The organism is Pseudomonas sp., assembly GCF_026224925.1.
Classification (GTDB): domain Bacteria; phylum Pseudomonadota; class Gammaproteobacteria; order Pseudomonadales; family Pseudomonadaceae; genus Aquipseudomonas.
The window spans coordinates 21,963-34,084 of sequence record NZ_JAMFRV010000199.1; the positions used below are offsets into that span (position 1 = coordinate 21,963).

A 12,122-nucleotide genomic window follows, 5' to 3' on the forward strand; every position below is an offset into this window, starting at 1 on the left:
TGTAGGACCGAATTCATTCGGGAAAAAGTCAGCGCGGTCCCGCTGGCTCACCATCATGTTCAGCCTTCTTTGACTTGTTCTCTTCGCGCTGCTGCTTGCTCGGCTCTTTGATCCTGTACCACGCCACATACAGCGCGGGCAGGAACAGTAATGTCAGCAAGGTCGCGATGATTATTCCACCAATCATTGCGTAGGCCATCGGGCCCCAGAACACTTCGCGGGCGATGGGGATCATGCCGAGGCTGGCGGCCGCAGCGGTCAGCAAGATCGGCCGGCGACGATGCTGGGTCGCTTCGACCACCGCATCCCACGGCAGATAGTCATCACGCTCGTAAGCGTCGATCTGCGTTACCAGAATCACTGAGTTGCGGATGATGATGCCGATCAGCGCCAGAATCCCCAAAATCGCCACGAAGCCCATGGGCGTGCCGGTCGGGATCAGCGCCAACACCACGCCTATCAACCCCAGCGGGGCGACGCTGGCGACCAGAAACATCTTCTGCACACTGTGCAGTTGGATCATCAAGAACGTCGCCATCAAGAAGATCATCAGCGGCACGACTTTAGCGATCGGCCCTTGGGCCTTGCCGCTCTCTTCCACCGTGCCGCCGGTGGCGACCTTGAAGCCCAGCGGCAAACCACTGGCGAATTTGTCGATATCGGGCTTGAGCTGTTTGACCAAGTCCGTGGGCTGTATCGAATCACGTACCGCAGCTTTCACGGTAATCGTCGGTTTGCGGTCTCGGCGCCACACCAGCGGCTGCTCCAGGTCATAGCGCACCGTGGCAAACGCCAGCAGCGGAATCGACGTACCGCTTGGTGTGACAATTTGCAGGTTCTGTAGGGTTTCCGGCGTACCGCGTTCCGCATCCTCGGCACGGCCCACCACGTTGATCAGGTAAATATCGTCGCGCACTTGGGTCACGGGCGAACCGGTGACAATGCTGTTCATTAATTGCGCCACGTCTTCGGACGACAGCCCCAACTGCCGCGCTTTGTCTTGGGCAATGTCGATGCGCAGGACTTTGCCCGGTTCGTTCCAGTCGTAAATGATTTCGCCGATGTGCGGGTTGTGATCGAGCAATGTTGCCAATTCGATGGCATGTTGCCGAACTTGATCAATATCCTTGCCGCTGACCCGGTACTGAATCGGGCGCCCCACCGGCGGCCCCATTTCCAGTGGTTGCACGTAGCTGCCAATACCAACGAAATCATCGCGCAGGCGTTTTTTCAGGCGCTCGGTCAAGGCGCCGCGTTGCTCCAGGCCTTTGCTGACGATCACCAATTGCGCGTAGTACGGGTTTTCCAATTGTTGGTCCAACGGCAAATAAAAGCGCACCGCGCCTTGGCCGATATAAGTGCTCCAGCGCGCAATATCCGGGTCATCCTTGAGCGTCGCTTCCAGCCGATCGACGGCTTTGCGGGTTTCATTGATCGAGGCGTTTTGCGGCAGGTTCAGGTCCACCAGAATTTCCGGGCGGTCTGACGATGGGAAAAACTGGTTTTGCACGAAGCGCATGGAGAATACCGCCGCCACAAACAGCAACACGGTGATGATGATCGTCCACCAACGGTTGCGCATCGCCCAGAGCATGCCTGCGTTGAATACCCGTGCGAGGCGTCCCGGTTTCTCTGATTTCTTCTTAATATTCTCGCTGAGAATGTGCACGCCGATCACCGGCGCGAACAGCACAGCGACCACCCATGACACCAGCATCGCGACCGCAATCACCGCAAACAGAGTGAAGGTGTATTCCCCTGCAGAGCTGGCGTTGAGGCCAATCGGCACAAAGCCAGCGACTGTCACCAACGTCCCGGTCAGCATCGGAAATGCCGTCGAGGTGTAGGCGAACGTGGCGGCTTGTTGTTTGGTTTCACCGAGTTCCAGCCGCGTGACCATCATCTCCACCGTGATCATCGCGTCATCCACCAGCAGGCCGAGGGCGATGATCAATGCGCCGAGGGAAATCCGTTGCATGGTGATGCCGCTGTACTCCATGAACACGAAGACCATCGCCAATACCAGCGGAATAGAGCACGCCACCACCAGGCCGGCGCGCACACCGAGGCTGATGAAGCTGACGATCAATACGATCACCACCGCTTCGAACAGCGCGCTGGTGAAGCCGCCAACAGCCTTCTCCACCACTTGCGCCTGATCCGACACGTTGTGTACGCCTACGCCGACGGGCAGGTCAGCGGTGGCGTTGTCCATCTGCGAGTGAAGGGCTTTACCGAACTCTTGGATGTTGCCACCCTTCTGCATGGCGATGGCTAGGCCGATGGCCGGTTTGCCGTTGAAGCGAAACATTGGCGTGGGAGGATCGGTGTAGCCGCGGCTGATGTCAGCAATATCGCTCAGCCGATAAAAGCGGTCGTTCAGGCGCAAGTTGACAGTCTCAAGGTCTTTTTCCGAGGCGAACTGGCCCGATGTGCGTACGCTAATTCGCTCTGGCCCGGCCTCAATGACCCCCGCTGGCGTCACCGTGTTTTGCGATTGCAGACTTTGCACCACTTGCCGCTGATCCAGACCCAGCGCGGCCAGTTTGCGCGTGGAAAAGTTCAGGTACAGCACTTCGTCCTGCTGGCCAATCATCTCGACTTTGCCCAACCCTGGCACCGCTCGGATATCCGTCCTGACCTGTTCTACGTAGTCACGCAGCTGGCGCATGGACAAACCATCGGCGGTAAACGCGTAGATCGATCCGTAGACGTCACCGAACTCGTCATTGAACGCCGGCCCCTGAATGCCCTGGGGAAAACTGCCGCGAATATCGTTGATTTTCTTGCGTACCTGGTACCAAATTTGCGGAATATCTTTAGCGTTGGTGGTATCACGCAGGTACACGAAAACCGTCGACTCGCCAGGACGGGTATAGCTTTTCACGTAATCCAAAGAGTCCAGCTCTTCGAGCTTTTTCTCGATGCGGTCGGTGACTTGCTCCAGGGTCTCATCCACCGTAGCGCCAGGCCAGCGGGTCTGAATGACCATGGTCTTAATCGTGAACGAAGGGTCTTCCTCACGCCCAAGATTCAGGTAGGAAAATACTCCCATCAACAGCGCAACGAACATCAAGTACCAGACAAACGATTGGTGTTTGATGGCCCAATCGGACAGGTTGAATGTCCCTTTCATCGTGGGGCGTCCTTATCGACTTTGACTTTCTGACCTGGCTTGAGGCTGTTAACACCCGCACTGACCACCCGTTCGCCGGCGTTCACGCCTGCCACCAACACCACACCGTCAACCTCATGGCTGAGCACCTTGACCTCACGCGGGGCCACCGTCTGATTTTGCACGTCGACGATCCAGACCTGCGTCTTGCCATCGACGGTTTGCACCGCAGTGGTCGGCAGTTGCGTACGAGGCTCGATGGCGGTGGTGAGGGTGACGCTGATTGCCGTACCGAGACGAAACGCGGCAGGCGTATCGGCCAGGGTCAGGCGCGCACGTCGGGTACGGGTTGAGCGTTCGGCTTGGGGCTCTATTTCGCGTAACGTAGCCGCGGTGTTGATGTCCGGGTTAAGTTGGCCGGCCACTTTAAATTCAACACCTTCGTGCAGCTCATCTGCCAGCGACGCGGGCAGATCAATCACCGCTTCCTTGATGTCTGGGCGAGCCAGCGTCACCACTTCCTGACCCGCGCTGACCACTTGCCCGGCCTCGACTTTCCAGTCGGTCACCACGGCCGCATGATCGGTGCGCAGCTCGCTGTAATTGAGCTGATCTTGAGCCTGGCTCACCGCCGCCCGTGCCTGCTCCAGTGAGGCGCGGGTGGTGCGCAAATCAGTCTGAGCAATATCAAGCTGCGCCTGAGCACCTACGCCTCGGTCGAATAACTCTTGCTGACGACGTGCGCTGGCTTGGGTGTTGATCCATTGCGCCTCGATACGCGCCAAATCGCCTTGGCTGGCGCGCAGGTTGTTTTGCTGGTCGGTGGGGTCAAGGGTCGCTAGCAGCTGGCCTTTCTCCACTTCACTGCCAACGTCCACGCTGCGTTGAGCGATTCGGCCCGATACGCGAAAACCCAACGTGCTTTCGTAACGCGCCTGAATATTCCCGGCAAAGCGCCCAAGGTTTTCCACTGACTCAGGCTGGACCTCGACGAACAACACCGGCCGCACCGGTTCCGGCGGTGGCTCGGGTTTGCTGCAGGCACTGATCATCAAGCTGCTGAACACCATCAAAGACAGGCGCTTCATGGCTGAGCCTTCACGGTTGAGGCCAGTGGCGCTTGGGCGATTTCCACTTGCATGTCGGGATGTAATAACTGGCCTCCGGCGACCACTACCTGTTCTCCGGCGTTCAACCCATCGCTGATCACCACGCTGCCGGTGAGATAGCGCGCGACCTTGACCGCATGCAGGTTGGCTTTACCCTGATCGTCGACCACCCATACCGCGGGCTGCCCCAGTTGATCACCGAGGCCCTTGGTCAATGCGGCCCAGGGTAACTGGACGCTGGCTTTGGCGGGTATGCTCAAGGCGACACTGACCACAGAGCCTAGCTCCATGCCGGCGGGCAATTGGCTGAGGGTAATTTTGACTTGCAACGTACCGGTCTGCGCCGAGACCGCAGGGGTCACTTCGCGCACTTTGCCAGTGGCCACGATTTTCGGGTTATCGAGTAAGGTCACTTGGACCGCCTGATCGGTGGGCGGGTCGACGAACAGTGATTCGTAGACGTTGAACACAGCGTCTCGGTCGCCATCGCGTGCCAAACCGAAAATCGGTACGGTGGCTTGTACCACTTGCCCGACCTCTGCCTGCCGCGAGGTGATAATCCCCGACGCATCGGCCACCAACGCGGTGTACCCCAACTGCTCACGAGCATTGGCCAGTTGCGCCTGAGCAGCTTTCAACGCGCTTTGGCTACTGCGTAACGCCGCCTGGGCCGAATCATACTCACTGCGACTGGTGTAGCCCTTGGGCAGTAATTTTTCCTGGCGAACAAACGCCGCGCTGGTCTGGGTCACCCGTGCCTGCTCGGCAGACACAGCAGCAACAGCGGAGTCGACGCTGGTCTGTAGATCCTTGGGATCGAGCCTGGCCAGCACTTGCTTGGCCGACACTCGATCACCCACATCAACCCCGCGCTGAATGATCTTGCCGCCCACCCGAAAGGACAACTGCGTCTGCACCCGCGCCTGAATATCGCCCGTCAGCGAGACGGCTGCAGCAAAATCGGCAGTTTTGACTTGCTGCACGTAAACCCGAGGGTGCTGGGGCTCCTGAGGCGGTTTGTCGCCGCACCCGGTCAACAGGCCGAGCAACACGCCCAAACTGATGGCGGCAAAATTTAATCGATGAGCTGGCATGCAGACTCCTTTGCAAATGCCGTGGCCGAGACCCCTTCAGGTTGCGCAGGAAACGCGTCTAAATCTCTCGTATGCGACTGTGAGCGTAGATCAGGGTTCCGTCACTGACTAAACTCAAGGCTTATTGGAATAAGTAGCTTGTTTTAAACGATCCAGGACGTCTGCATGCTAAAAACCCTCGCCGTGGCCAATTACCGCTCGATTAACTCGTTGGTGATCCCGCTTGGGCGCCTCAACGTCATTACCGGGCCTAATGGCAGCGGCAAATCGAATCTTTACCGCGCCGTTCGTTTGCTGGCAGAAACCGCTCAAGGAGGTGTCATCAGTGCGCTAGCGCGTGAGGGTGGGCTGGATTCAACCTTCTGGGCGGGGCCAGAGAACGTTAGCAGGCGCATGCTAAAGGGCGAGGTCGCGGTTCAAGGTGGCCCACGTCAGCAGGTGAAGCGCTTACGCCTGGGCTTTGCCGGTGATGATTTCAGTTATGCCATTTCTTTGGGCCTTCCCGAGCCGAGTACATCGGCGTTCGCTCTAGACCCGCAAATCAAAAAGGAATGCATCTGGGCCGGCCCGCTGTACCGTCCCGCCAGCCTGTTGGTGCAACGCAGCGGCGCCATGATCCGCGCCCGCGACGGACGCGATTGGGATGTACTTGCTCAGCACACGCCGCACTACGACAGCTTGTTCGATCAAGTCGGCAGCCTACGTACCTGCGCGGAGGTGTTGATGCTGCGCGAGGCGATTCGCGGCTGGAGGTTCTACGATCACTTTCGCACCGACGTCGATGCGCCGGCTCGTCAGGCGCAATTGGGCACGCGCACGCCAGTGCTGCACCACGACGGTCGCGACCTGGCAGCAGCCCTGCAAACCATTCTGGAAATCGGTGACCCAAACACACTGCACGCCGCCATCAGCGATGCATTTCCCGGCGCACGTATTAACATCGCCTGGCTGCAAGGCGGTCGTTTCGCTTTGGAGTTTTATCAGGAAGGGTTACTGCGTCCGCTCTCAGCGGCCGAATTGTCGGATGGTACGTTACGTTATCTGCTACTGATCGCCGCCCTGCTCACCCCGAGATCACCCACCATGATGGTGCTCAACGAACCGGAAACCAGCCTCCATCCAGATCTACTGCCGGCGCTAGCGCGGTTGATTATTCAAGCGTCGCAACACTGCCAAATGTGGGTGGTGTCCCACGCCAGCCGCCTGATTGCCGCCCTCGAAAGCGACCCCAGTTGCAATCCCATCGTTCTGGAAAAGAACCTCGGCCAAACCGGCATCGTCGGGCAGGGAATGCTTGATGCACCGGCGTGGCATTGGCCGGATTAATCCAATGACTGGAATGCGCCAAACCTCTGTAGGAGCCAACTTGTTGGCGAAGCGGTTTGTCTGACACACCGCAATAAACCCCTCGCCAACAAGTTGGCTCCTACAGAAAGTCGTCGGTGTATGGGTTTTAACCCTGCCACTTACCGCCTTCAACGATGACATCTTCGGGCTTGGTGTCGTCACTCAGCTGTTTGCGCACGTACTGGTCGTACAGTTTGAGCAGGTACTTATCTTCACCCAGCTTTGCCAGTTCGGTGTTGATCCAATCACGCAATTCGATATTGCCCTTCTTCACTGCGGGTGCGATCGGTGCTTCGCCACCGAGTTTTTCTGGCAGAACGCGGTAACCGGGATTTTGTTTCGCCCAGCTGAACAGCACCAGATTGTCCTGAGCGTAAGCGTCGCCGCGACCCGTGGACAACGCTTGCAGCGATTCGGAGTTTTTCTCGAACTTCAACAGCTTCCAGTCTGGGTGGGTTTTGGTCAGCCAAATATCCGCTGTAGTGCCGGTGGTGACGATGGTGGTCTTGCCGGCCAAGTCATCCAGCTTGACCACCGCGCTGCCTTGCGGCACTAAGGCCTGGACCGCAACTTTGAGGTTCGGGTTGGTGAACTCCACCGCTTCCTTACGCTCTGGCGTGACCGTCATGTTGGCTAGAATCAGGTCGACTTTGTCGCTTTGCAGAAAGGGGATACGGCTCGCCGGCTCAACCGCGACGAACTCGACTTTGTTTTCATCGCCCAGTAAGTCTTTGGCAAATTGACGGGCGATGTCGGTATCAAAACCTACATACCGGCCTTTTTCATCGACAAAACCAAAGGGTGGTTTATCGGTAAAGACACCCACGATCAATTTGTCGCGCGCTTTAATTTTAGCCAGATAACCAGCAGCGGGTGCAGCGGCTGTGCTCGCCGTTGCAGCAGGTTTGGCGGGCGCATCGTTGTTGCCACAGCCGGCCAGCAGGCCTAGGCCGAGCAGCGGAATTAACAGTAATGATTTGGCAGATTTTAAGTGAACAGCGCTCATGACAGCTCCTTGATTTTCGATTTCTTGGGCATGGTTTCTACATAGGAGAATTTCTCCAGAAACTGCTGCGCCCGTGCGCTCTGCGGGTTCGTGAAAAATGACTCCGGGGTGTTGTGTTCGAGGATGCTTCCGGCCTCCATAAACACGACGCGGTCAGCTACCGCGCGCGCAAAGGCCATTTCGTGGGTAACGATCAGCATGGTCATACCGCCGCGCGCCAGGTCGAGGATCACTTCCAGCACTTCCTTGACCATCTCCGGATCGAGGGCCGCGGTTACCTCATCGAACAACATGACTTGGGGGTTCATACACAGCGAGCGGACGATGGCGATACGCTGTTGCTGGCCGCCCGACAACTGCCGTGGAAAAGCGTCGCGCTTGTCTGAAAGACCCACACGTTCAAGCAACGCTTCGGCTTGCGCCAGCGCTTCATTGCGTTTGCGCTTTTGTACTTTCAGCGGACCGAGCAGGACGTTTTCCAGAACGCTCATGTGCGGAAAAAGGTGATAGCTCTGGAACACCATGCCGACGTCTTGCCGCACTTGGCGCCAATCGGTTTTAGCTTCCAGCAGTTCGCGCCCGGCGAAACGCAAGCTCCCGCTGTGCGCCACTTCCAGGCCGTTAAGGCAGCGCAGTAGCGTACTTTTTCCGCATCCACTGGGGCCCAGAATAACGATCACTTCACCACTCTCGACAGTCAGGTCGATGTTTTTTAGTACCTGTTGGCTACCGAAAAATTTGTTAAAGCCTTTGAACTCGATCAATGCGCTCATGCTTGAGTCCAACGTCGTTCCAGCACCCGGGAGGCGGCCGAAAGCGGGTAGCAGATAAAGAAGAAAAACAGGAACAACGCGCCGTAAATCAGCACTGATTCATAGGTGCGCTCGATAATCTGTTGCCCGACCTTGATCACGTCGACGACGCCAATTAGCACCACCAACGAGCTGGTCTTGATGATTCGGGTGTAGATGTTGATGGTCGGCGGGGTCATGCGCTTCAGCGCTTGCGGGAGCAGTACATAGCCATACAACTGCGGGTCGGAAAGGCCGATGGATAAGCCTGCCTCACGCTGCCCACGTGGAAGGGAATGTAGGGCGCCGCGTACGACTTCGCCGACTTCGGTGCTGCCCCATAACGACAACACCAACACGCCACACCAAAAGCTCGGGATGCTTAGGCCGAAGAAAATAGGCATACCGAAGAACAGCAGGTACAACCAGACCAACACCGGAATCGCACGAAACAGCTCCAGGTAGATCCGCAAAATCAGGTTGATCCAATAGGCATTCAAGGTACGCAAAACGCCATACAACACCCCGCCCACCGTACTGAATAAAATGCTCAGCAACGAGATAGTCAGTGTTTGCGCGGCGCCTTTGCCCAGTTGCGGCAACGACACCCACAACAATTCAAGACCCGAACTGGCCATGTTGGAGCCTCCGTTCCAGGTAGCTGAGCAGCAACGACAACGGCAAGAACAACAGCACACAAATCAGCGTCAGCACGGTAAGCATTTCGTAGGTTTTGTAGTACAGCGCGATGTAACTTTTGGTGGTGTAGAGAATTTCCGGAACCGCAACCGCTGAGACCACCGTGGTCTCCTTGAGCAGAAAGATAAAATTGGCGAACAGCGCCGGCAGGCTGAGGATGCCCGCTTGCGGCAGAATCACATAACGCAGCAACTGCCATTGCGACAACCCGATGGAGCGCCCTGATTCCAGTTGCGCCAGCGGCACCGCATCGACGCCAGCACGCAAGACTTCAGTCAGGTATGCGCCGCCCAAAAAAGTCATGGTGATGATCGCGGCAGAGAATCCAGAGACTTTTATCCCCAGCGTCGGCAACGCGAAGTAGATGAAAAACAGTTGGATCAATAGTGGAGTATTGCGCGCTAACTCAACGTACAGCGCGACCAATCGATGCAAATATGGCGTGCGGAATACCAGGATGGCCGAGTTAATCATCGCTACCAGCAGCGACGTGCAGATGGCGATTAAGCCCACCTGCAACGTGACCCCGACCGCCTTGAGAAATGACGGCAGGGTGCTGAGGATGAAGGGATAGTCCAGGGTCATAAGACAGCCTGTTAAAGATATGTTGAGGCTGCTGAGGATTTCGCGAATGAATTCGCTCCCACAGTGGTTCTGAGTGCAACCTGTGGGAGCGAATTCATCCGCGAAGAGGCAACGTCAGGCGCTGCATTTAAAAAATACTCAGCTACCCGGCGTGCCGTGCACTTCTTCAAAGAAGTAGTCTTTCCAGCTGTCAGCCTTATTTTTCAACACACCCAGTTCCTGCAATTTGCTGGCGTAGATGAAGGTGCGCTGTGGGGTGATGGTGAAATCGATTTCTGGATCAGAGACAATTTTCTCAACAAGGGCCAGCGGCAGTTTTGACTGTTCTACACGGATGTAGGTCTGGGCTGCGGCGGGTTTGTCGGCCTTGATGATGTGCTCGGCTTCAGCCAGCGCGTCATAGAATGCTTTGTAGGTCTTGGGGTTTTCGTCGTGGAATTTTTGGGTGGTGTAAAGCACGTTGAACGTGGCCTGACCGCCGAGCACATCGTATGAACTAAGCACTTTGTGGACGTTAGGATTCTCCAGCTCCTGGTACTGGAACGGCGGGCTGGAGAAGTGAGCATTCAGCTCGGAGCCACCAGCAATCAACGCGGCAGTCGCGTCCGGGTGCGGCAGACTCACTGAGATGTTGTCGAACTTCTTGAACTGCGCATCGCCGAAGACTTTGGCCGTTTCGATCTGCAACGTGCGCGACTGGAAGCCTACGCCAGCAGCAGGGACGGCAATCCGGTCCTTGTCAGTGAAGTCTTTCAACGTCCTCACGTCCGGGTTGATGCTGAGCAAATAGTTGGGCATCGAGCCGAGTGAGGCGATGGCCTTAACGTTCTGTTTGCCTTTGGTTCGATCCCAAACGGTGAGCATCGGCGGCACACCGGCGGAAACCACGTCCAAAGCGCCAGCCAGCAAGGCTTCGTTCATGGCGGTGGCGCCGGAGATGCTGTTCCAGTCGACCTTGATGTCCAAGCCCTGTTCTTTACCGTGCTTCTCGATCAAGTGCTGATCGCGCACTACGTCGAGAATCAGGTAACCAATGCCGAACTGCTGGGCGATGCTGATTTTGCCTTCTGCCTGGGCGCCGCTGCTGAGCAATGCTCCGGCTAAGCCTAACGCTGCTGCAAGTGTAGTAAGCGCCGGATGCTTGAACGATGTGGCCATGAAATTCTCACCATCAAAGAATGAATACGACAGGCCGGTGGTCCGGCGTTGCATATAGCTTACAGTTACTTAAAGACTATAAATAAATAGGAATTTGGAATAACGATAGTCTTAAAAAGCCAGCATCAACGCTGCATGCCCCAGCGTTTAACCGTCAGTCTTTCGATGTTGTTGAACAGCAGATTTTCCACCAACAACCCAATCAAAATCACTGCAATCAAGCCGGCGAATACTTTGTCGGTGTAGAGCTCGTTGCGGTTTTGGTAGATGTACCACCCCAAGCCGCCCTTGCCCGACTGAGCACCAAATACCAGTTCGGCGGCGATCAACGTGCGCCAGGCGAACGCCCAGCCGATTTTTAGGCCGGACAAAATTGAAGGCAATGCAGCGGGAATCAGGATGTACCAAACAAAGCGCAAGCCCTTGAGGCCATAGTTGCGCCCGGCCATGCGCTGGGTTTCCGAGACCCCGAGAAAGCCTGAGTAGGTGTTCAACGCCAATGCCCACAGCACCGAATGCACTAGTACAAAAATCAGGCTGCCCTGACCCAAACCGAACCACAGCAATGACAGCGGAAGTAAGGCAATCGCTGGCAGGGGATTGAACATTGCGGTCAGGGTGCTCAGCAAATCACGCCCTAGCTGGGTCGATACCGCGAGGGTGGTCAACGCAAACGCCAGGACGATACCGATCACGTAACCCTTGATCAGTACAGCGAGGGAAATCCACACTTTGCTGAGCAGCTCGCCACTGGCAATACCATCGTAAAAAGCGCTGGCGGTCTGCACCACGCTCGGCAGCAACAGGTCATTGTTTTGGTAACGCGCAGCCAGCTCCCAGATAACCGCGAGGGCCAGCAGGATTACGGTTTTGCGAACCCAGCTCAGTTGCCAGATGCGCTGCGCTAGCGGGATATCACGCGCAAGATCCTCTTGGGTAAAAGGCTCCAGCGTGACTTCGTATTCCTGTCGAATGGTCATGTTTCGAATTCTCTTGGTAGGCTTCAGAGGGGTTTCAATACGCGATGCGTACATCCTGGAAGCTCAGCTCGCGATCGACCGGCTCAGGTTCGCCCTCATCAAACAGCAAGCGATGGATGCGTTGCGCGGTGTGCTGAAAGCCGGTGCCGCCGAGGCTGTGCAGGTCGTACTGGTGGCTGTTGATTTCAGCGCGAACCCGGCCCGGGTGCGGTGACAGCAACAGAATCCGGTTGCCGAC

The 12,122-nt window shown here is 56.8% G+C and carries 10 protein-coding genes and 1 pseudogene; 1 reads left to right on the forward strand and 10 read right to left on the reverse strand.

What is annotated here, in order from left to right:
• Positions 1-28: 28 nt before the first annotated feature.
• From M0974_RS08600 to M0974_RS08610, 3 genes are read right to left on the reverse strand one after another with little or no spacing between them, the layout of a single operon-like run.
• Positions 29-3,136, reverse strand: a complete 3,108-nt coding sequence (locus tag M0974_RS08600) for an efflux RND transporter permease subunit (RefSeq protein WP_297835337.1) — start codon at positions 3,134-3,136, stop codon at positions 29-31.
• A complete protein-coding gene (locus M0974_RS08605; protein ID WP_297835341.1) occupies positions 3,133-4,203 on the reverse strand; it encodes an efflux RND transporter periplasmic adaptor subunit in 1,071 nt (356 codons plus the stop codon). The genes M0974_RS08600 and M0974_RS08605 overlap by 4 nt, the downstream gene beginning before the upstream one ends.
• On the reverse strand, positions 4,200-5,318 hold the full coding sequence (locus M0974_RS08610; RefSeq protein WP_297835343.1) for an efflux RND transporter periplasmic adaptor subunit: 1,119 nt from the start codon (positions 5,316-5,318) through the stop codon (positions 4,200-4,202). Before M0974_RS08610 ends, M0974_RS08605 begins: the two co-directional genes overlap by 4 nt.
• 165 nt (positions 5,319-5,483) lie before the next feature.
• On the opposite strand from M0974_RS08610, the gene M0974_RS08615 reads away from it, so the two are divergent.
• Entirely contained in the window at positions 5,484-6,644 is a 1,161-nt protein-coding gene (locus tag M0974_RS08615) for an AAA family ATPase (protein WP_297835346.1), read from the forward strand.
• Between the two features lie 127 nt (positions 6,645-6,771).
• Here the strand turns inward: M0974_RS08615 and M0974_RS08620 are convergent, their stop codons facing one another.
• The 7 genes and pseudogenes from M0974_RS08620 to M0974_RS08650 all read right to left on the reverse strand — a co-directional run.
• Entirely contained in the window at positions 6,772-7,671 is a 900-nt protein-coding gene (locus tag M0974_RS08620; RefSeq protein WP_297835348.1) for a transporter substrate-binding domain-containing protein, read from the reverse strand.
• A complete protein-coding gene (locus M0974_RS08625; protein ID WP_297835350.1) occupies positions 7,668-8,444 on the reverse strand; it encodes an amino acid ABC transporter ATP-binding protein in 777 nt (258 codons plus the stop codon). The genes M0974_RS08620 and M0974_RS08625 overlap by 4 nt, the downstream gene beginning before the upstream one ends.
• Positions 8,441-9,100, reverse strand: a complete 660-nt coding sequence (locus tag M0974_RS08630; RefSeq protein ID WP_297835354.1) for an amino acid ABC transporter permease — start codon at positions 9,098-9,100, stop codon at positions 8,441-8,443. The genes M0974_RS08625 and M0974_RS08630 overlap by 4 nt, the downstream gene beginning before the upstream one ends.
• Entirely contained in the window at positions 9,081-9,746 is a 666-nt protein-coding gene (locus tag M0974_RS08635; protein ID WP_297835356.1) for an amino acid ABC transporter permease, read from the reverse strand. The genes M0974_RS08630 and M0974_RS08635 overlap by 20 nt, the downstream gene beginning before the upstream one ends.
• 138 nt (positions 9,747-9,884) lie before the next feature.
• Positions 9,885-10,904 (reverse strand): ABC transporter substrate-binding protein, encoded by a 1,020-nt coding sequence (locus tag M0974_RS08640; protein ID WP_297835357.1) that lies wholly within the window; start codon positions 10,902-10,904, stop codon positions 9,885-9,887.
• Positions 10,905-11,029: 125 nt separating this feature from the next.
• Positions 11,030-11,884: an ABC transporter permease gene (locus M0974_RS08645; protein WP_297835359.1), complete on the reverse strand. Its 855-nt coding sequence runs from the start codon at positions 11,882-11,884 to the stop codon at positions 11,030-11,032.
• A 34-nt stretch (positions 11,885-11,918) separates the two neighbouring features.
• Positions 11,919-12,122: pseudogene (locus M0974_RS08650) on the reverse strand (ABC transporter ATP-binding protein); the annotation flags it as partial.

What these genes read in the sequence shown, in the direction of transcription:
- M0974_RS08600 (WP_297835337.1), bottom strand. Translation starts at nt 3,136, where the DNA reads ATGAAAGGGACATTCAACCTGTCCGATTGGGCCATCAAACACCAATCG.
- M0974_RS08605 (WP_297835341.1), bottom strand. Translation starts at nt 4,203, where the DNA reads ATGAAGCGCCTGTCTTTGATGGTGTTCAGCAGCTTGATGATCAGTGCC.
- M0974_RS08610 (WP_297835343.1), bottom strand. Translation starts at nt 5,318, where the DNA reads ATGCCAGCTCATCGATTAAATTTTGCCGCCATCAGTTTGGGCGTGTTG.
- M0974_RS08615 (WP_297835346.1), top strand. Translation starts at nt 5,484, where the DNA reads ATGCTAAAAACCCTCGCCGTGGCCAATTACCGCTCGATTAACTCGTTG.
- M0974_RS08620 (WP_297835348.1), bottom strand. Translation starts at nt 7,671, where the DNA reads ATGAGCGCTGTTCACTTAAAATCTGCCAAATCATTACTGTTAATTCCG.
- M0974_RS08625 (WP_297835350.1), bottom strand. Translation starts at nt 8,444, where the DNA reads ATGAGCGCATTGATCGAGTTCAAAGGCTTTAACAAATTTTTCGGTAGC.
- M0974_RS08630 (WP_297835354.1), bottom strand. Translation starts at nt 9,100, where the DNA reads ATGGCCAGTTCGGGTCTTGAATTGTTGTGGGTGTCGTTGCCGCAACTG.
- M0974_RS08635 (WP_297835356.1), bottom strand. Translation starts at nt 9,746, where the DNA reads ATGACCCTGGACTATCCCTTCATCCTCAGCACCCTGCCGTCATTTCTC.
- M0974_RS08640 (WP_297835357.1), bottom strand. Translation starts at nt 10,904, where the DNA reads ATGGCCACATCGTTCAAGCATCCGGCGCTTACTACACTTGCAGCAGCG.
- M0974_RS08645 (WP_297835359.1), bottom strand. Translation starts at nt 11,884, where the DNA reads ATGACCATTCGACAGGAATACGAAGTCACGCTGGAGCCTTTTACCCAA.